14 protein-coding genes and 4 tRNA genes are annotated in these 20,651 nt (G+C 61.7%); 2 read left to right on the forward strand and 16 right to left on the reverse strand.

Going from position 1 to position 20,651, the window contains the following annotated elements:
• Positions 1 to 130 precede the first annotated feature (130 nt).
• The 8 genes from DBY20_08790 to DBY20_08825 form a co-directional block, all read right to left on the reverse strand.
• Positions 131 to 1,054: a hypothetical protein gene (locus DBY20_08790; protein PWL77459.1), complete on the reverse strand. Its 924-nt coding sequence runs from the start codon at positions 1,052 to 1,054 to the stop codon at positions 131 to 133.
• Between the two features lie 5 nt (positions 1,055 to 1,059).
• The gene (locus DBY20_08795) at positions 1,060 to 3,279 is read right to left on the reverse strand and encodes a dehydrogenase (GenBank protein PWL77460.1); all 2,220 of its coding nucleotides are present in this window, start codon (positions 3,277 to 3,279) and stop codon (positions 1,060 to 1,062) included.
• 355 nt (positions 3,280 to 3,634) lie between these two features.
• Positions 3,635 to 4,864, reverse strand: a complete 1,230-nt coding sequence (locus DBY20_08800; GenBank protein PWL77461.1) for a hypothetical protein — start codon at positions 4,862 to 4,864, stop codon at positions 3,635 to 3,637.
• Between the two features lie 123 nt (positions 4,865 to 4,987).
• Positions 4,988 to 6,079, reverse strand: a complete 1,092-nt coding sequence (locus tag DBY20_08805) for a hypothetical protein (protein PWL77462.1) — start codon at positions 6,077 to 6,079, stop codon at positions 4,988 to 4,990.
• On the reverse strand, positions 6,076 to 6,639 hold the full coding sequence (locus tag DBY20_08810) for a 4Fe-4S ferredoxin (protein PWL77463.1): 564 nt from the start codon (positions 6,637 to 6,639) through the stop codon (positions 6,076 to 6,078). Before DBY20_08810 ends, DBY20_08805 begins: the two co-directional genes overlap by 4 nt.
• A 16-nt stretch (positions 6,640 to 6,655) precedes the next feature.
• Entirely contained in the window at positions 6,656 to 9,505 is a 2,850-nt protein-coding gene (locus DBY20_08815; protein ID PWL77612.1) for a dehydrogenase, read from the reverse strand.
• 361 nt (positions 9,506 to 9,866) lie between these two features.
• The gene (locus tag DBY20_08820) at positions 9,867 to 10,691 is read right to left on the reverse strand and encodes an ATP-binding protein (GenBank protein PWL77464.1); all 825 of its coding nucleotides are present in this window, start codon (positions 10,689 to 10,691) and stop codon (positions 9,867 to 9,869) included.
• 170 nt (positions 10,692 to 10,861) lie between these two features.
• Positions 10,862 to 10,936, reverse strand: a tRNA-Val gene (locus tag DBY20_08825).
• A 102-nt stretch (positions 10,937 to 11,038) separates the two neighbouring features.
• On the opposite strand from DBY20_08825, the gene DBY20_08830 reads away from it, so the two are divergent.
• Positions 11,039 to 11,114: transfer RNA gene (locus DBY20_08830), tRNA-Gly, on the forward strand.
• 55 nt (positions 11,115 to 11,169) lie between these two features.
• Positions 11,170 to 11,243: transfer RNA gene (locus DBY20_08835), tRNA-Cys, on the forward strand.
• Between the two features lie 41 nt (positions 11,244 to 11,284).
• Here DBY20_08835 and DBY20_08840 read toward each other — a convergent pair.
• From DBY20_08840 to DBY20_08875, 8 genes are all read right to left on the reverse strand, one after another.
• A tRNA-Met gene (locus DBY20_08840) sits at positions 11,285 to 11,360 on the reverse strand.
• Positions 11,361 to 11,388: 28 nt separating this feature from the next.
• Positions 11,389 to 12,573 (reverse strand): RNA polymerase sigma factor RpoD, encoded by a 1,185-nt coding sequence (gene rpoD / locus DBY20_08845; GenBank protein PWL77613.1) that lies wholly within the window; start codon positions 12,571 to 12,573, stop codon positions 11,389 to 11,391.
• A gap of 287 nt (positions 12,574 to 12,860) precedes the next feature.
• Entirely contained in the window at positions 12,861 to 14,720 is a 1,860-nt protein-coding gene (locus tag DBY20_08850) for a DNA primase (GenBank protein PWL77465.1), read from the reverse strand.
• Positions 14,721 to 14,722: 2 nt separating this feature from the next.
• A complete protein-coding gene (locus DBY20_08855; GenBank protein ID PWL77466.1) occupies positions 14,723 to 15,580 on the reverse strand; it encodes a riboflavin biosynthesis protein RibF in 858 nt (285 codons plus the stop codon).
• Positions 15,581 to 15,689: 109 nt separating this feature from the next.
• Positions 15,690 to 16,661, reverse strand: a complete 972-nt coding sequence (gene truB, locus DBY20_08860) for a tRNA pseudouridine(55) synthase TruB (protein PWL77467.1) — start codon at positions 16,659 to 16,661, stop codon at positions 15,690 to 15,692.
• Entirely contained in the window at positions 16,658 to 17,707 is a 1,050-nt protein-coding gene (locus tag DBY20_08865; GenBank protein ID PWL77468.1) for a recombinase RecJ, read from the reverse strand. Before DBY20_08865 ends, truB begins: the two co-directional genes overlap by 4 nt.
• Before the next feature lie 51 nt (positions 17,708 to 17,758).
• Positions 17,759 to 18,094, reverse strand: coding sequence for a 30S ribosome-binding factor RbfA (gene rbfA, locus DBY20_08870; GenBank protein ID PWL77469.1), 336 nt, complete (start codon positions 18,092 to 18,094; stop codon positions 17,759 to 17,761).
• A 2-nt stretch (positions 18,095 to 18,096) separates the two neighbouring features.
• Positions 18,097 to 20,649 carry a translation initiation factor IF-2 gene (locus DBY20_08875; GenBank protein ID PWL77470.1) on the reverse strand — a complete coding sequence of 851 codons (2,553 nt, stop codon included), beginning with the start codon at positions 20,647 to 20,649 and terminating at the stop codon, positions 18,097 to 18,099.
• Between the last annotated feature and the right edge of the window lie 2 nt (positions 20,650 to 20,651).

The raw sequence follows: 20,651 nt of genomic DNA on the forward strand, positions 1-20,651 counted from the left end.
ATAGCGAAGCAGAAAACGCTTTTCGTGAGGTGCCCTTGCGAGGACTGTCTGAGCAGGCGCTTTTTGCCTGCGAGTTCCGCAGCAGCCGAACGAAAAGCGTTTTCGGTTGCGGAGCGTGTTTGAGAAAGAGCTACCGGAGTATCCCTTCGGTCTCCTCCGGCTCGTGTGCGGGCGCGTCGGCGCCATCCTCCACATCATCCAGATACTGGCGCGGATCATGGTTCTCGTTAGGTGCGGCATGCGGTTTGAGACCGAGGAAGTCAGCCCACTGCAAGACGCGCTTGGGCACGTAGATGCCGGTCTGGTACTCCGATGCCGTACGCAGGGCACGCGCGCAAGACAGACAGTGCGCGAGGTCCTCGACCTCGTCGACGTCGGCAACAGGCGCAAGATAGGCGTTGGGAATGCCTTCCTCGACGAGCTTCTCGACGTAGCCATCAAGCGCGGGGCGTCCGGTCATGTTGTAGTAGATGCCCTGGTGGTTGATGGGCGTGTCGAAGTTGAATCCCACGAGCGAGGTGCCGCATTCCTGGCACGGCGCCTGCACGAAGCCCGGCGTCCCGAGCACCTCGGCAAAGTAGATGAGCCACTGGAAAGCCTGGGTCACGTGCGCACGCGGCAACGTGGGAATGTCAGCGCCAATGGAGACGATGGCCTCATAGCCCTGGTCGAAGATCTCCTTGAACGCCATGTCGAAGTGATCGTCGAAAGTCGCGCCACGGTCGTACATGTAGTGAATCTCACGCGGCCACTGCCCGATTTCCTCGATCGTCTCCTTCATGAGGGCGACGTTCTTCTCGGGCGTCGTCGAGATGAAGAGATCGTAGCTACGCTCGGGAGCACTCGGATCAGCCTCGCGCTCTTCGCGATTCAGCGCCTCGAGGTCATCCATGCACCACATGGCAAGTTCGGTCACATCCCACAGGCTGCGCTTGAAGAACTGGGCGGCCTGCTCCTGGGTAAAGCCGCCACCACGCTCTACGGTGAGACGCGTTTTGACCAGACCGGGAATCGGCGGCTTGGAGAAGATGAGAATCGCGTACTTCTTCTGCATGGGTGCTACTCCTTCTTTCTAATGCGGCAGGGAATGCCGTTGTAAATCCACGTCCCGATAAGCGGCTCGCGCGCGCCCTCGACGGTACCGCGCGTGAGCAGATTGATGTTTGACTCGAAGCATTTCCCGAAGTCGGGGTCGTCTTCGACTGCCTCAGGGTACCACCATCCGTATTCGGCTGATGCGACATCGTCAAGTATATTCGTGATATGCACATATTGGAGTACCTCAACGTCCGGCGTATCCTGACGCGAGATGAGGCACGCATCGCCTTCGGCAAGGCCCAGACGCTCAGCCGTTGCCTGCGAAAGCTCGACAGTCGGCTTGGGATGGCGAGCGCGCATCGATGGAATCTCGAAGTACGAGGAGGCCCAATAGGGCTGCTTGCGCGCGCCGGTGATGAGCGTGACGCAATCGGGATCGTGGCATACATCCGCATGCACGCCGGGCACCGGCGTGAAGCGAGCTACTACATCCGCCCCCCGTCGCTGTAAGAACGGGATGGCGAGCTCCACTTTGCCGCTTTCGGTCGCGAACCCGCGTGGCTCGCCCGTTGTCTCGTCAATCTCGAGGTGCTTGAAGTAATGTGCTCCCCCACCACACAAGCCCGTAATGGTGAAATCCTCCCAGCTCATGCCCGTCGGCGCGATCGTACGCGCGAGCTCTTCGGTCAGGTCTCGCGCCGGCCACAGCGCCTCATCACAGCCCATGCGCAAGGCGAGGTCGCGCAGGATTGCGTAGTCCTCGCGGCGCTCGAACTGCGGCTCGACCGCCGCCGGACCGCCGTAACAGAAGTCGGAGACACCACCCATCGCCTGGAAGCACGGGTGCTCGACGGCAGCGGCAGCGGGAAGAACGTAGTCAGCCATGAGGGCCGTGGGCGTCATGACGAACTCGAGCACGACGATGAGATCCATCGCCTCGAACGCTTCCATGACAAGCCGCGTGTCGGCATAGGTGACAAGCGGGTTTGCTCCGTCGACGATGAGCGCACTCACGCGATAGGGCTTATCGGTGATAGCCGCCTCCCATACGCGTTGCGGTAGCGCGGAGGTGAGGTAGCGCATCGGCAGATGACGCCCAAGCTTGCCCGTGCGCGCGTCGGCGAGCTCCCAGCCGGCGTAGCTCTGTATGCCGCAATCGGGTTCATTCAGCCCATGCGCGCGTGCCTCGGCAGACAGCAACGCGCTGTCCTCGAGCTCGAGCTCGCTCATGAAGCTCGGTGCCTCGTTGAGGACGTTGCCGCCCGGCACGTCGACATTGCCCGTGATGGCACGCAGCGCTGCGATGACACGATGCAACGGCGCGGTATTGGGACCAATCTGGTCGACGCCGCGTCCCGAGAGCAGGCCTGCCGGCTTGCTCGTCGCGTACATGCGAGCTGCCGCACGTATATCCTCGGCACTCACCTGCGTGATGGCAGCTGCCTCGTCTATCGTGCGCTCGAACGCAGCGGTCTTGAACTCGTCGAAACCAGAGCACCATTGTTCGACAAACTCGTGATCATAGAGGTCCTCCTCGATGATGACACGGGCAAACGCGTAGGCGAGGACGAGATCGGTACCCGGGAAGGGAGCGAGCCACAGTGTCGCCTTGGCCGCCGTCATGGAAAGCCGCGTATCGATGATGATGAGCTTGCCATCGTTGCGGACGTAATCGGCGATGTTGCGCCAGAAGAGCGAATTGTCCGACTCGGCCGGATTGGTGCCCCAGAGCATGAGGCATTCCGTGAGGTCGGGTCTGAAGTCGCACTCGACCGACCAACCGTAGGTCATCGTATCCATCCAGATACGGGGGTTCCAGCAAATGGGGCCGATGCCCATGTTGTTGGGGCTGTCGATGAAACTCATGAAGCGATGAAGTGGCCAGTAGACCGCATGCGGCCCCCCGATGGCGCTCGCCACCGTCCACGGCCCGTGGGCGTCGATGAGCAAGCGCAGGCGCGTCGCGATATCGTCAAGCGCCTCGTCCCAGCTCACGCGAATAAACCCACCGCCGCCACGTGGCCCTATGCGTTTCAGGGGATAGTTGACGCGGGTGCTTTCGTCGTAGAGCTTCTCGAGGTTGAGCGGCCAGCGGCAGCAGCGTGCCGCCACACTCGTGTCATACGGATAGCGCGTGGGATCCGGCGTGAAATCGACAACACGCCCGTCCTCGAGCGTTGCATCGAAGGCGCACAGGTATCCGCAGTAATGGCAATTGGTTTTGCGTATCTCAGTAGTCATAGCTCATGATTGTACTGCATGCACCGAACAAACACGGGGACTCTCCGGTTACAACACGGAGACGGAGCGCCCCCCCCCTTGTCATTTCGAGCGGAGCGGACGGGGCCGCGCCCCCCTGTCATTTCGAGCGAGGCGAACGGGGCCGCGCCCCCCCCTGTCATTTCGAGCGGAGCGAACGAAGTGAGCGGAGTCGAGAAATCTCGGTCTTTCGCTTAATAGACAGCAGCGGTGGAGATTTCTCCACTCCGGCGCTACGCGCCTTCGGTCGAAATGACAAGAGACAAACCTTACGGCCCCTTCGGTCGGAATGACAAGGGGTAGGCCTTACGGCCCCTTCGGTCGGAATGACAAAAGGCTAGTCGACGAGCGTAAGCTCCTCGTTCTCCGAAAGCTCCGCGTACGCCGGGTCGGCGAAAAGTGCATCGACGCTCGCGTATACCTCGCCCCAATCGACGGGGCAATCGAAGATTTGCTCAAGGTAATGCTGCACGGGCGTGCTTCCCACACCGCGTTGCAACGAGTTGACACATGAGAAGCAGGTCGAAAGCACGCGGTCAGCATCCACTCCGTCAATCTCGGCCAAACGCAGGTTGCGGCGATACGCGCAGTAATCGGGAGCGCACACGCTCACCATGCCACCCCCACCGCAGCACAGGCAATCGCGTTTCTCGTGCGGCATGCTCTTGAATGTCGCGTTCTCAAACAGGCTGCGTGCCGCACTGCCAAAGAAACCGGCAGAACGGTCGTAACACGCGTCGTGAAAGGTGATGGTCTCGGTGCTCTGCGATATCATGCCGCGCTCGACGAGCAGATCGGGCAGCCGCACGATCTCGATTTCCATTCCCTCGATAAGCTGTGGCAGCAGATGAGCGCAGTGCGGACAGGTGACGACCAGGCGCTTGATTTCCTTCTCGCGCAGAAAAGCCTGCACGCGCTCACGATAGGCATCGTACTCGTCATAGAAACCGACATCGTAGAAGGTCGCACCGCAGCAAATTGTCAGGGTATAGGCGGCGATGTCCTCGTCGCGCAGCCACTGCGAGACCTTGGCGGTAAGTTCCGGAGCATACGCATACAACGCACAGCCCGGGAAGAAGGCGGTGTGATTAGCGTCTTCACCCAGGTTAGCCTCGCCTTGGATATAGGTGACGTTGGTGATGTCGCCGGCATCACGTGCGCGCAGCGCCGAGAACACGTTGTACTTGAGATCTGTCCTGAATTTGCGATACAGGGGCCTCAGCTCGGGCTTCTGCTTAAGTAGTAGCGCCCTGAGCGGCTTGGTGGCGCGTGAGGCGACCAGGTCGACCGGACAATTAATCGTGCACCGATTGCATAGCGCGCACGTGAAGGGCGCGTAATCCCAGGTTTCCTCGCCGTTGAGGATGGACTCGCACAGCTCGCCGAGATTAGGCTCGCCATTCGAGAAGTTGCCGCAATCGGTCCGGGCACAGAGGCCGCAGCGAATGCAACTGTCAGAAAAATCCTGCACGTCTTCCAGCGGGTGATGCATCTCGAGTCCTTCCTCGCAGCGTGTTTGTGCCCGATTATACGCCAATGTGCCAAGAGGCCTGACCCCCTGACACATTCACGCTTGCAAACGAGCAGGTAGCCGTCAACTTCCCCACCACGTCAAACAAAGACCCCCGCCTCTTGGAGGAGACGGGGGTCGTTCGCATTACTCGCTCGTAGCGAACTGCAAAAGCAGCTCCTACTGGGCGCCAGTCATGGCCGGGTTGGGGCCAGAGGTCTGGTAAACCTCATCGGGACCGTCGGCAGGTGCCTCATCGGCAACCTCACCAGCAGGCGTAACCCACGTCCAGTACTCCTTGCCAGCCTCCCAGTAATCCATGAAGTCCTGGTGGCTCTGCGGCAGACGCGTGTAGTACTTGAGCTCTGCGGGGGTGACGCGACGCTGATAGCTCCAGATAATCATGAAGCGGAGCAGGCAGCCACCCATGAGGGCGATGATCTGCGAAGCGTAGCCGCCCACGCTCGTGATGTTGAGCACGAACGGAATGACCAGACCGCAGCAAACCATGAGGCCCCAGAAGTAACCGGCCCACTCGCCACGGACCCAGCGCTCCGCATGGGACTTGGCGGTCTCGTTGGAAGCGCAGAACTGCAGCATCACGTACAGGAGCAGCACGACGAGCTCGAGTGCGATGAGAATCGCGTCGGCAACGTGCAGGATGTGACGCAGCTCCTCGGTGAGCAGCGCGGCAAGCGGCGTGGACAGGTTGACCTGCAGCCACTCGGCCGGGAAGGGCCACACGCCGATGCACATGGAGAGCAGGGCCGCACCCGTGGAGCAACCGGACACCATGAAGAGCACGGGCAGAACCGGCGTGTTCCAGAACGGACGGGACTTCATGCTGGAGAGCAGAACGCCCGTGTAGATCGTGACGCAGAGGCCGAAGATGCCGGCGATGCCGAGCAGAACCTGAGCGCAGCCTTCATACGGAATGAAGGGCAGGAACGTGAACCAGGAGAGCTCCCAGAAGATGAAGAGCACGCCTGCGATCATCGAAATGGAGAGGAACACGGCACCCCACTTGATGACCGAGGTCCTCGTCACGAAGGCACGGTAGAAAATCCACGGCTGACCGAGCTCGAACACGAGCAGGCCAGTGCCGATGCCCAGGATGAGGAACGCGATGAAGACGCCCCAGACCAGAGCACCACTGGTAAGAGCAGACGGCGCGATGAGCAATCCGACAACGGCGGCGGTCGCCATCATGCCGCCACCAAGGCCGCCCAAGAAGAGGTAGAGGGCGATAGGCCAAATCCAGAACTGTTTCACTGTACCGTACCTCCTAAATCGGGGATGTAGTAGATCATGGGCTCGGTACCAACCTCGGGATAGACCTGCTCGGTGTAATACGAGTTCACGAGCTTCGAGACCTCGCTGTTGGGGTCATCGAGATCGCCGAACGTGCGGGCCTTCTGATGACAGGTCATGACGCAGAAGGGCTGCTCGCCCTCGCGGACACGATCCTTGCAGAAGGTGCACTTGCGGATGTAGCCCTCGTGCTCGTTCATATCGCGAGCGCCGTAGGGGCACGCATTCGCGCAGACCTTGCATCCCATGCACTGGGAAGGCTCAACCCACACGATACCGTCATCGTCCTGGCGGGACGCGCCGGTCGGGCAGGCGGGCACGCAAGCGGGCTTGTCGCAGTGCATGCAGATGAGCGGCGTGAAGGTCATGTGGACATGAGGCCACACGCCCTCTGCTCCGTTGGAAACAACGGGGTTGTAGATGATGTCAATGGGCAGCTCGTTCCAGGTGCGGCATGCGATGGTGCATGACGAGCAACCAATGCAACGACGCTGGTCCATAACCATTGCGTAACGGGTCATTCCAGTCCTCCTCTCTTTACTGGTTCGCTTGGACGCTGGCGTCCTTGATGTTATAGGGCGCTTCGACAGGCTGCATCGAGAAGTCGTACCAGTCGTTCTTCTCCTCGTCGACCAGGTAGTTACCGCCCTCATGCTGCACGAAGCGATAACCGGTACCCGGCTGATAGTGGAAGGAGCTCGTCGGGTCGATCAGCCAGCCACTGCCCGTGTCATAGTAACGGCCCTTGTCGTCCTCGGCCTTGAGCGTGACGGGGTTCCACGTCGTGCCGGCGGGCAGCTCGAAATCGGCCTGCGGGCCCTCGCAGGGCTGCATGGAGAAGTCGTAGAACTGGCCCGTGCTCTCGTCGAGCAGGAAGTCGCCATTGTAGGAGATGTACTTGTAACCCGTGCCCATCTGGTAGAAGGTGCCCGTCGCATCGTCGACCATCCAGCCAGAGGCCTGATCGTAGCGGCGGCCATTCTCGTCATAGCAGGCACGCTTGCGGTAATCCCAGGTGAGACCCTCGGGAACCTCGAAGTCGGGCTGCGCGAAGACGGGCTCGGCAAACTCGAGTGCCATCTTCTGGGTGCTCGGCATGGCGTGCACGCCCGGGCCCTCGGAAGCGAAAGCGGAACCGGGGATGGAGAACTGGCAGTCGCGCTCCGTGTACTCGTAGTCGATGTCGGTGCACTTGTAGACCTTGCACATGAGGCCACGGTTGGCCCAGCAGCCGGTCAGCGGATCGCAGTGCTCGTCATCGACGGACGTGAGCACGTTGGTGTTGGACTCGAGGCAACCAAAGGGCTCGGGGCCTTCGGGGCTACGCTCGGGGAACCACCAGCCGCGCTGCGTGTAGATCGCACGCGGATCGATGCCCGGCTCGACGTTGGCGCGCATCTTGATGCGGCCACGACGGGTCTCGATCCAGCACCAGTCGCCCATCTCGATGCCCAGCGTGAGGGCGAGGTCGGGATGGATGGTGAAGTACGGATCGGGCTTGATGTAACGGATGATCGGGTTGTTGAAGTGCTCCGAGTGGTGGAACGGCATGAAGCCGCCGCCCGTCGTAAGAACGATGGGATACTCGGCTGCAACCTCGGGATCGTCGATCTCGTTCTCGGCCGGACCGATGTACTTCGGGAACGCCGGCAGACCGAACTCCTCGAAGACCGAGCACTTGAGCTCGACCTTGCCCGAAGCGGTGCAGAACTGGCCCTTCTGCAGGTACTTCTGGTACTGCAGCGGCGGATAGTACATGCGGAAGCGGGCGACGAAGTCGTTGTAGTCCGTGATGGGGAGACCAAGCGGCGAGAGAACGTGGAAGTATGCGTCCTCAAGCTCCGGCCAGGGCCAGTCCTCTTCGGTCTGACCGCAGGCAAGGCCCAGGTCCCTCCAGATGTTGTAGTCGGTCTTGCGCTCGTACATCGGCCAGATGGCACGCTCGGAGCAGACGATGGAGTCGGTGACGCCGTAGTTGGTGTGAACCATCGGGCGCTCCATGGCACCTGCGACCGGCAGTACGAAGTCGGCCATGAGGGCCGTCGGGGTCATGAAGTACTCGAGGACGACCAGGAACTCGACCTGCTTGCAAGCCTCGAAGGTCATCTTGGCGTCGCCATAGGACGACAGCGGATTGGAGCCACTGACGAACAGCGCGCGGACCTGATAGGGATCGCCCGTGAGGATGGCCTTGAAAACGGACGGGCCATGAGCCTCGCACATCCACTCGGCGGTAAAGGCCTTGCCCCACTTGTCCTTGGAGATCTGGGAAAGACGCTCGTAGCCGGGCCAGGAGGTCATCTTGTACTTGTCGGCACCGATCTGCTTGGCGCGCATCTCGACGGGCAGGCGGTCATTGGCCTCGAGCTCCTCGTCGGTGACATATGCCGCAGGACCGGGCATGCCGTCGCCACCGGGGCAATCGAGGTTGCCGCAGATGGCGCGCAGGATCGAGCGGGCGTGCATGCCAGCACCGGCCGTGCGGCCGAGCTGATCCCAGGTGCAGCCCCACTGGATGTTGCCGGGACGGTTGGTCGCGTACATGCGAGCAGCCTGGCGGATGAGCTCAGGATCGAGCCAGGTGAGGGGCGCGGCCCACTCGGGGGTGTACGGCTCGATGTAGTCGCGAAGCTCGTCGAAGCCCTCGCACCACTGATCGACGAAGTCCATGTCATAGATGAACTCGTTCATGATGACGTTGATCATCGCCATGGACAGGGCCGTGTCAGAACCCGGGCGCAGCGGCAGCCAGAGGTCTGCGTGGGCCGCGGTCTCGGAGTAACGCGGATCGACGACGATGAGCTTCATGCCGGTGGCCTTCTGCAGGTCGGTGTAACCATGCATGCCGGGCATGGAAGATGCGCCGGGGTTGAAGCCCCACAGGATGACGCACTTGGACGCGCCCAGGTCGGTCTCAAACGGAGACCAGCCGTTGATGGCGGTCTCGACCATGAAGGTCGGGATCCAGCACAGCAGGGCGTTGTGGAAGCCGTTGGGCGTTCCGAACATGTTGAGGAAGCGACGCCTTGCCCAGTCGTCGGTACGCAGGGTACCGGCCGCAGCGGCGACTGCCTCTGCGCCAGACTCCTCCTTGATCTGGTTGAGCTTTGCGGCGATCTCGGTCAGGGCCTGATCCCAGGAGACGCGCTCCCACTTGTTCTCGCCCTTCTCGCCTGCGCGCTTCATCGGGTAGTTGATGCGCGACGGATTATCCACGAACGTATAGGCCTGGTTGCCACGCGTGCACAGGCCACCAGCGTTGGTGGGATGATCCGGATCGCCTTCGGCGTAGATGAGCTTACCGTCCTTGACGTAAGCCAGAACACCGCAGTTCTGATGGCAGAAATAGCAGCATGACTTCTTGACCTCCACGCCTTCTGCGTGGATTTCATCCAACCATTTCGTCGATGAATAGTCTCTCACTCTGCCTCCTCCTTCATTCTCTCTTGCCACATGTTTGCATTACCTGCTTTCCGCAGACCATGCAGTCATGCGGAACACCTCCTACGAAGACGTCGCCATCTTCGCGTGTTGACGTTATCTACCTGCACCGCCTGTGACCGCAATGACAAGCGGACATGGCGATGCCGACGTCTAACGTCTAACTTCCGTATTAAATCACGGGATGGAGGTTATGTGAAGCTATGAAAAGGGGGATTTCGCCTGCGAGCGCAATCTGCACCGCTTTCGGCGAAATCCCCATCATGTTCGTGCGCTAGCAAGCGCTTTTCACACAAGGAGTCAAGTACTAGATTGACTCAATCTTGTTGACGATCGGGTCAAGCCAGTCGCCCTTGATGTCCTCGACATTGCCCGAGTCGACCTCAGCCGAAATCTTCGGATCCATTGGCACGCAGGCCCAGGCATCGATGCCCTTGCTCTTGGCGATGGCCTCGACCTCGGACTTGCCAAAGATCTCGTGACGCGAGCCACAGTCAGGGCACTCGTAATACGACATGTTCTCGACCAGGCCCAGCACCGGCACGTTCATGTGCTCGGTCATGCGGATGGCCTTCTCGACGATCATGTTAACGAGCACCTGCGGCGCGGTGGCAATGACAACGCCCTTGAGCGGGAACTGCTGGAAGACCGTCATGGGGATGTCACCCGTTCCCGGAGGCATGTCGACGATGAGGTAGTCGAGCTCGCCCCAGTTGATGTCGCTGTAGAACTGCGTGAGGATGCCGTTGAGGACAGGACCGCGCCAGAGGAACGGCGTCGCCTCGTCGGCGGTAAGCATGTTAGTTGACACGACCTTGATACCCGTCTTGGTCTCGGCCGGCCTCAGCATGCCATCCTCGTCGACGGCGGGAGGCTCATGAATACCAAAGGAACGCGGGATGGACGGGCCCGTGATATCTCCATCGAGAATGCCGACCTCGTGGCCACGACGACGTAGCTCGCAGGCGAGCATCGCAGCCGTAAGCGATTTGCCGACACCGCCTTTGCCGCTTGCGACGGCGATGACGTTTTTGATCTTCGTACCCTCATGAAGTTGCAGCGTCTGCGGAGCGGTGCGATCGGCACACCCGCTATCGCCACATGCGGAGCAATTGGAATTGCATTCAGCCATGTTGAATCTCCCTAAGCCGTCCTGACATCCCAGGACCTCTCTCTTAAAAGCCGTGCTTCATGGTAATGCATGCCCCAAGCGCACACCAGTTACGAAACGGCAACCAAGCACTTTGCCAGCACACGAAAAAAGGAGGCCAAGACATATGTCCCGGCCCCCTTGCATGTACCTGGTGGGCGTTACTGGGATCGAACCAGTGGCCTTTTCCGTGTCAGGGAAACGCGCTCCCGCTGCGCCAAACGCCCGTGGCAAAGTAGTCTAACAGAATGACGCTTCATCGCAAGCACGTATTTTTACAAGTTTCTCTTGCGCTTTGCCAAAAACTTCCCTAGAATACCGCTCTGCGCGCGGAAGTGGCTCAGTTGGTAGAGCACAACCTTGCCAAGGTTGGGGTCGCGGGTTCGAGCCCCGTCTTCCGCTCCATGCTAAGTCAAGAGCCGGCTTCCCAGTCGGCTCTTTTACTCAAAGCACGTGGCATGGCGACGTGGCCAAGCGGTAAGGCAGAGGCCTGCAAAGCCTTTATCACCGGTTCGATTCCGGTCGTCGCCTCCAGCAAACGAAAAGGGCCGGGTAACCCCGGCCCTTGTTTTTTTTGGTGGCCCCACCAGGATTCGAACCTGGAACCTGTCGATTATGAGTCGATCGCGCTAACCATTGCGCCATGGGGCCAAACGACGGCCATTATACACGAGGGCCGTTAATCCTCCAGATAATCCTTGAGTTTGCTCGAACGACTCGGGTGACGCAGCTTGGCGAGCGTCTTGCTCTCGATCTGGCGGATGCGCTCGCGCGTGACGCCAAACTCGCGCCCGACCTCCTCGAGCGTGCGAGGGTGCCCATCCTTGAGGCCAAAGCGCAGCTCGATGACCTTGCGCTCGCGCTCGGCAAGTCCGTCGAGCACCATCTGCAATTGCTCCTGCAGCATCGAGAAGCCGGCAGCGTCATCGGGACGTACGGCCTCGTGATCCTCGATGAAGTCGCCGAGCTGGGAGTCCTCCTCCTCGCCGATGGGCGTCTCGAGGCTGACCGGCTCCTGGTTGATCTTCTGGATCTCGCGCACGCGCTCGGCGGTCATGTCCATTTGCTCGCCGATCTCCTCGGGCGTTGGCTCGCGGCCGAGCTCCTGCAGCAGCTGGCGCTGGATGCGCACGAGCTTGTTGATGGTCTCGACCATGTGCACCGGGATGCGGATGGTGCGGGCCTGGTCGGCGATGGCACGGGTGATGGCCTGGCGGATCCACCAGGTCGCGTACGTCGAGAACTTGAAGCCCTTGGTGTAGTCGAATTTCTCGACGGCGCGGATGAGGCCCAGGTTGCCCTCCTGGATCAAATCGAGAAAGAGCATGCCTCGACCGACATAGCGCTTCGCGATGGAGACGACGAGGCGCAGATTGGCCTCGATGAGTTGGTCCTTGGCGTCCAAGCCGACTTGCTCGACACGCGTGAGGCGACGACGCTCGCGACGCGTGAGCTCGACGCCCTCGTCTTCGGCGCGCTCGAGCTCCTCGGTGGCCTTGAGGCCGGCCTCGATCTTCATGGCGAGATCGACTTCCTCGGAGGCGGTGAGCAGGTCGACCTTGCCGATCTCCTTCAGGTACATGCGCACCGGATCACCCGTGAGCATGACGACAGAGCTTGCCTCGATGCGGGCCTTGCGTGCCTCGGCACGGCGCTTCTTGGCGTCAGCCGGCTTTTCGTCTGCGCTGATTCCCGCGGCCTTCATCGCCTCGGCAGCCTCGGCCTCCACGGCCTCTTCGGCCTGCTTGATGCTCATGGCCTCGCTCGGGGCACCGAGCTCGTCTTCGGGGATGCCCTCCATGATTTCCTCGTCGCTCATGGCGGCGTCGATATCCTCGTCGCCATCGACCTCGACGACCTGCATGCTCTTGCCCGTGAGCTTGATACCGTTGGCCGTCAGGTACTCGAAGACGGCAGCCATCTGCTTGCTCGAGAGATCATCGTCGGAAAAGCTGCTCTCGACGACGCTGCGCTCGACCTTCTTGCCCGAATCCTTGATGAAGTCATCAAGGCGGGCGATGAGCTCGTTGTCGAGAACGCCCTCTTCGGCCTCCGCCTGCTTGATTGCAGCCGACTTCTTGGCTGCGGATTTGCCCGTCTTTGCCGTGCTCTTTTTCGTGGTGGAAGTCTTTGCCACGTCAATCCCCTTTTCTAATCCTTCATATCGTCAGGCGCGTTGTTTCGCAGTCTGACGAGTTCCTTTTGCATCGACACGGTCCGCTCGAAGAGCTTGTCGAGTTCCTCGGGTGAAAGCCCACTTTCCGAACGCATGCGTGCCTTCGCATCTCGAATGCTTCGCTCAAGGTCACGCTCGCGTAGCGTGCGAACCATGAGGCGCGCTTGAAACAGCTTCTCTGTGCTGTCCTCCGTTTCGATCATCGCCTGGGCGAGCAGGGTCGAAGCATCGGGACACGCCCTCTGGACTGACGCGAGCGCCTGCGCGGCAGATGCATCATGGTCAAGCGCGATGAGAGCATCGGCCATGCTCTCTGCGGCCTGATCCATCCACCTGATGCGCATCAGGTCCTTCCCAATGTGATCGAGAAGATGAGCGTCTGTCACAACGAGCGCGATGAGCCCATACTCCATACGAGCGGATTGTTGGTCCGCCTCGATGATCTGCTCGGCTACCGGGTTAACCGCATTCGGTTGGGGCTCTGAGACGGCCTGATCGTTTTGATGGCGGGCAGCCATAGGGGCCTTGGTCTCCTTGAGAGCCTTGAATACGGCAGTATACTCCACATTCAAACGGTCGGCGATGATATTGACATAATCCGTTGCCGAAACGGAGTCCTTGATGGGATACAGAATCTGCAGTGCCTCCGTCATGGCACGCGCCTTGTTTTCCGGACGACGCAAGTCGTAGCGCTCGATGCAGCGATTGATCGAAAAGGCGAGCAGCGGCTCGGCAGCGGCGATGATGGCACGCATCGCATCCGCATCATGCGCACCGAGGAACTCCGCCGGGTCGTTGCCATCGGGAAGCACCACGACGCGCAGGTCGATCGGATCACGACGGCTCTCGACCGCCGATTGCCAGTCGATGAACTCGCTCGCGCGATCCGCCGCCTTCTGGCCCGCGGCATCACCGTCGAAGAGATAGACGATACGCGAGGCGAAGCGGCTGATGAGCTTGACATGCTGGGCCGTGAGCGCCGTGCCGAGCGTGGCGACGGCGTTCTTGATGCCAGCCCGGTGCATGGCGATGACATCGGTATAGCCTTCCACGACGATGGCCTCGCCGCTGTTGACGATGGCATTCTTCGCAACGTCGATACCGAACATGTTCGATGACTTGTGAAAGATGGGCGTCTCCGAAGTGTTGAGGTACTTGGGTTCGCCTTGCCCCATGATGCGGCCGCCAAACGCTATGCTGCGCCCCTGCAAATCGTGCACGGGAAACATCACGCGCTCGAAGAAGCGGTCGATGAGATATCCGCCCTTGTTCACGAAGGCGAGGTTCGCACCGACGAGCTCGTCACGGGTAAATCCCCGTGACTGGAGATGTGCGACGAGCTTGCCGTGGCCGGGGGCATAGCCAAGCTTCCACTCCCGCGCGCACTCCGAGCCAAAGCCACGCTCGTGCAAATAGGCGCGGGCCTGCGTGGGGCCAGCATCGCGCGAGCGCATGAGCTCCATGTGATAGAAGTTCTCGGCCTCGGCGCAGGCCTGCATCATGCGGTCCTTGAGGCTGCGGGGAACGCCGCTCCCGCCCACCTCGGTGATCTCGATGTTGGCGCGATCGGCCAGCGCGCGCACGGCCTCGGGAAACTCGAGATGCTCGCTTTCCATGAGATAGCCGAAGACATCGCCGCTCTTGCCGCACCCGAAACAGTGCCAGTTCTGCAAGTCGGGATCTATCTTGAACGAGGGGGTCTTCTCGTCATGGAACGGACAGCATCCCCAGAACAGACGGCCCTTCTGATTGAGCACGACGCGCTCGTTCACGAGGGAGACCAAATCGGTCGCCTCGCGCACGCGGCGGATGTCGTCATCGGAGATGCGCGCCATGGCTACTTGCCTCCCAGGTGCTCACGCACCCATTCGATGTTGCCCATCACCGTCTCAATGAGCTCATCCTTCGTCTCGAACACGCGCGGTCCACGCAGCCACTCTTCGAACTCGATGCGAATGTCCTTGCCGTAAAGATCGCCGTCAAAGTCGAGCAAATGTGCCTCGACCGGAGCCGTCGCCTCGGCAAAGCTCCTGGCAACGCCCACGTTGACGGCAGCCGCGTAGCGTGCGCCATCGACAATGCCGTACGCACCGTAGACGCCTTCGCGCGGCAACATGGTCTCGCAATTCGAAAGGTCGAGATTGGCCGTCGCAAAGCCGAAGCCGTCACCTGCGCCACGACCATGCACGATGGTGCCGACGATGCTGTGCGGCCTGCCGGCAAGCAAGCGCTTTGCCTGCGTAACCGCGCCCTCGCGCAATTCCGCGCGTATGCGTGTCGACGAGATGACCTCGCCATTCTCCTCGATGAGCTCGCAGGAGACGGGTTCGCATCCGTGGTCGAGCGCCCAACGCCCCAGATCCTCGACCGTGCCGCTGGCATGGGCGCCAAAGTGAAAATCCAAGCCGGTGAAAATAGCACGTGGATTCGTGACGCTACCCAGGAAGTCGAGAAACTCCGCGGGCGGCATCGAGAACAGCTCCGAGCTCGTGACGAGGTTCAGCACCCCGCCTTCGGCCTGCTCGGCAACCATCGCAAGGCGCTCGTCGTTCGAGAGCAGCTTGCCGAAGGTGGGATCATCGGCACGGAATATCTCATCGGGATCGCGGTCGAAGGTCACGGCGACGAGGGGCAGGCCAAGCTCGCGAGCCCTTTCGCGCGCTTGCGCGAAAATCGCCCGGTGACCGATGTGCATGCCATCGAAAACGCCAATGACGAGAACAGTCCCATTGTTATCTCGACCGAGCGGAGAGATCTCGCCCGCACGAAACGCCGCTGGATCGCACCGTGTGATTGTCCCCGCCTTAGCCAACGCCGATGACACCCCCGGGAATGACCGTCGCGGGGCGACATGCCCCGGCAACGAAGTTGTAGACGGCGAGCAGCTTGTTGTCGCGAATGCACGAAATCATGCCCTCGTCTGCGGAGATATCGGTAAGTTCGCGACCGTTTGCCACACATTGCGCCTGTTGCTCGCCGAGCTCGATGACGGGAAATCCCAAGAGCCGAGCCGGGTCGCACCACGGCAGCACGCCGCCTGCCTCGGCACGGTTCGCGAGCTCGTCGATGGAGCAGGCCTCGTCAATGCCCATCGTGGCAACCGACGTACGGCGAAGCGAGCCCAAATGGGCGCCGCATCCGAGATAGGCACCGATATCACGCGCGAGGGCACGGATGTACGTACCCTTGCTCACGTCGAAATGGACGTCCCAGAAGGGCAGCACGCGCACCGACGTGCTGCCATCGGCGCAGATGAGCTTCGCCTCGCACACGCCCGCGCCCACAAGCTGCGCCCCGTACACAGTGACGTGGCGCGCCTCAAGCTCGAGGCACGTGCCCTCACGCGCCGCCTTGTAGGCGACGACGCCGTTCTTCTTGATGGCAGAATACGCAGGCGGAAGCTGCTCGAGCTCGCCCGTGAACTCGTCGAGGATGGCCTGGGCATCCACTGACCGCATGATATCCGCAAGCTCCCCGTCAGACGCGCTCGCGAGCGTGCGTCCCTGGGCATCATCCGTATCGGTGGCGGCGCCAAAGACGATGCGGGCATCGTAGCCTTTGTCGTGTCCGGTGAGGTACTCGGACAGGCGCGTGGCTGCGCCCACTCCCACGAGCATGAGACCCGTCGCGGCCGGATCGAGCGTGCCGGCATGCCCCACGCGCCGCTCACCCGTAATCTGGCGTACGCGATTGACCACATCGTGCGATGTCATCCCATAGGGCTTGTCGAGCGCGAGCACGCCGCACAGTCCGCTGGCACCACGCCTGCGGCTCATAGCATGTCCTCGCGAATCCTCGTGAATGCCGTCGTGGCGGTTACCTCGGCATCCGTCGTCATCGAGGCCTTCGGTTGTTCGGCAAAGGACTCCGCAACGAGGCCCTCGACGATGGCACGCGCTTCGGGCAGCTTGCCGTGAATGGTGAAGCCGGCTGCCGCTTTGTGACCGCCACCGTTCATCTGGGCGGCGATGGCAGCGACATCGCGATCGGTCTTGGAGCGAATCGAGCCGCGCACGACGGGACCCTGCTCACGCAGCATGACGGCGATCTCGACGCCATCGAGCTGGCGTATCGCGTCGATGAGCGAATCGCCGTCCTCCTTGCTCGCGCCAAGCTCCTCGAAGTCGGCCTCGCAAGCCCACGACAGGGCGAGCTTGCCGTCGAAGAGCAACTCGAGACGACGCACGACGAGCGCCTCGAGCTGCAAGGCTGCCCAACTGCGACGCTGGTAGACGTAGCGTGCGACTTCGGAGGGAAGCGCGCCGGCCGCCGCCATGTCGGCCGCCGCCATGAGCGCACGCGAGTCGGCATTCTGAAACTGGAACCTGCCCGTGTCGGTCACGAGCGCGGTATAGCAACAGGTCGCGATATCCGCCGTCATCTCGGCGCCGGCCTGTTCGAGGAAATCCCAGACGAGCATGCCCGCAGCCGCAGCCGTGCTGTCGACATAGCCGACATCGGCAAAGGATGCATCGCCCTGGTGATGGTCGATGACAAGCGTCTTCTTCGCGCGCTTGAAGACGTGCTCGCCATCACCGGCACGCGCGGCGCTCGGCACGTCAACGAGAATGAAGACGTCCGGGCGCGCATGATACTCGCAAGCGGGCATGAAGTCCCCGTAGCTTGCGAGAAAGTCGTAGAGCTTGGGCTGCTCGCGCGTCGCGAGCAGCGGCGTCACCTCGTAACCGAGACTGCGCAGGCCCAGCGTGAGGGCAAGCGCGCTGCCGAGGCAATCGCCATCCGGGTTGACATGGCCGCAGACGGCGACGCTTCGCGCCCCGTCAAGCAGCTCAATGCCATTCGTGTAATCGAGCTTCGCCATTGATCGTCCTTTTGGTCCTGGTACGTGATCGCAAACGATGATTGCGCTGCGCTAGCCCTCGTCGGAAAACAGCGACGCGATGCGCTCGGCAGCGTCGACCGACGGGTCGATGAAGAAGCGCAACTCGGGCGTGACGCGCCAACCGAGGCTCTTGCCGACAAGCGAGCGTATGCGGCCCTTGGCGGCTTCGAGCCCCTCCATGACCTCGTCATAGCGGCTCGCATCGGCGCTCACGTAGACGTTGGCGACTTCGCGGTCCTTGGAGACCTCGACGTCGGTGACCGTCACGAGCTCGAGACGCGGGTCGGCGATCTGGAACAGCAGCACGTTGGCGATCTTCTCGCGCAGTTCCTCGTTGACACGACGCGATGTGGGTGTCTGTTTCATGTCTATTCCTTACGGGCGACCTGCTCGATGCGATAGCCCTCGATGACGTCGCCTTCCTTGATGTCCTGGAAGTCCTCGATGCCGATGCCGCACTCCGTGCCCGAACGCACCGATGACACGTCATCACGATAGTGGCGCATGGACATGATGGAGCCGTCGTGAACGATGACGCCGTCACGCACGATGCGCACGTGGTCGGTGTTGGCGATTTCGCCTTCGGTGACGATGCAGCCGGCGATGACGCCGACCTTGGGCATCTTGAAGGTCTCGCGCACGGTGGCGGAACCGGTATCGACCTCGACCTCCTCGGGAGCGAGCAAGCCGACGCGTGCGGCGTTGATGTCCTCGATAGCCTGGTAGATGACGCGGTACAGGCGGATGTCGACCTTCTCGCGCTCGGCAGCCTGACGCACGCCGGCCTGCGGACGCACGCCGAAGCCGATGATGATGGCATCGGATGCCGCGGCAAAGTTGACGTCCGTCTCGGTAACGCCACCGACGGCGGCGCGGATGACGTTGATGCGCACCTCGGACTGATCCATCTTCTCGAGCGCACCGCGCAGAGCCTCGATGGAACCCTGGGTGTCGGCCTTGACGATGAGGTTGAGCTCGGCATGCTTGTTGGCCTCGATGCGGGCGAAGAGGTCATCGAGGTTCATGTGACGCGGAGCCTCCTGCGCGGCCAGGCGCTGCTTGAGCTCGCGCTCGGCAGCCAGGCTACGGGCCTCGGACTCGTTTTCGAAGACGGCGAACTCGTCACCGGCGCTCGGGACCGAGGACAGGCCCAGGATCTCGACCGGATCGGCGGGCTTGGCCTCCTTGACCGAATTGCCCTTCGGGTCGATGAGCGCACGCACGTGACCGAAGCACACGCCTGCGACGAGAGCGTCGCCCACGCGCAGCGTACCACGCTGCACGATGACGGTCGCCACCGGACCGCGGCCCTTGTCGAGGTTGGCCTCAATGACGAAGCCGCTCGCGGTCGTATCGGGGTTGGCCTTGAGCTCGAGTACTTCGGCCTGGAGGATGATCGTCTCGAGCAGCTCGTCGATGTTGAGGTTCTGGCGAGCCGAGACCTCGACGAACATGTTGTTGCCGCCCCACTCCTCGGGCACGACGCCACGCTCGGCGAGTTCGCTCTTCACGCGATCGGGATTGGCGCCCGGCTTATCGATCTTGTTAATGGCCACGACGATGGGGACATCGGCTGCCTTGGCGTGATCGATGGCCTCGATGGTCTGCGGCATGACGCCGTCATCGGCAGCGACGACCAGGACGATGATATCGGTGACCTGCGCACCACGCGCGCGCATGGCGGTAAACGCCTCGTGGCCCGGGGTGTCGATGAAGGTGATCTGATTGCCGTTGATCCAGACCACGGATGCGCCGATGGCCTGCGTGATGCCACCGGCCTCGGCCTGCTGCACGCCCGAATGACGAATGGCATCGAGCAGCGAGGTCTTGCCGTGGTCGACGTGACCCATGACGGTAACGACGGGCGGACGCGGCTTGAGGTCCTTCTCGTCATCGTAGAAGGTGAACGACATCTCCTCCTCCGGCGAGATAATCTTGACCTCGCGGCCAATGTCGCCAGCGATGAGCTCGACCAAGTCGTCGCTCATCGACTGGGTGAGGGTCAGCGGCGTGCCGAGCAGGAAGAGCCTCTTGACGACCTCGTTGCCGGGCACCTCGAGCGCATCGGCGAGCTCGCCCACCGTGATGCCGCTCGTGACCTGGACGACGCCCACGGGCACACCCGTGATTTCTGCCTTGCGCTGCGCCTCTTCCTCGGCCTTCTTGGCAGCTTCGGCGGCTCGGCGCTCCTTGCGCTTCTTGCGACGGCCAGTCGATTGCTTCTCGACCTCGGCAACGGCGGCACGCGCCTCCTCGAGAACCTTGTCGCGCTGCAGCTGCTCGACGGCCTGCGCCATCTGGCGGTAACGGTCGTCCTCGGACTCCGAGTCGACCTCCACCTGCTGGCGAGCCTTCTTTTTCTTCTTGGCGCCCTTCTCGCGATAGGGCGAATCGGCCTGCGCGGGCTCGGCGCTCGCCTGCGCGGCAGCAGCGGCGCGAGCCTCGTCCGCCTCTTTCTTCTCCTGCGTCAGACGGTTGCTCTCGGCAGCGATCTGCGAGAGAAGCCCATCGAAGACCGAGGGCTTGGAAGGCTTGGGTTCCTCGACGACCTCCTCGACCTCCTGCTGGCTGGCGGCCTTGGCCTCCGCCTCGGCAGCCTCGCGCCTCTTCTGCTCCTTCTGACGACGCTTGATCTCGGCCTGGGCAGCTTGCTTGTGCTCCTCCTCGAGGCGCTTGCGCTCCTCTTCCTCGGCACTTACCTGCTCCTCGGCAGCGGCGTCCTTCCCTTTGTCCTCCTGGGCCTCCTCGGTGCGCTTTTGCAACTCTGGCCCAAGCTCCTTGCGAATCTTGTCGACATAGGCATCGACAAGCGTGGACGCATGATTCTTGACGGGGATCTTCATCTCCTTGAGTCTCTCGACGAGCTCCTTGGAGGTCATCCCGAACTCTTTGGCGAGCTCATGTACACGCATTCCTGCCATAT

It is taken from the genome of Coriobacteriia bacterium (genome assembly GCA_003149935.1).
GTDB lineage: Bacteria > Actinomycetota > Coriobacteriia > Coriobacteriales > QAMH01 > QAMH01.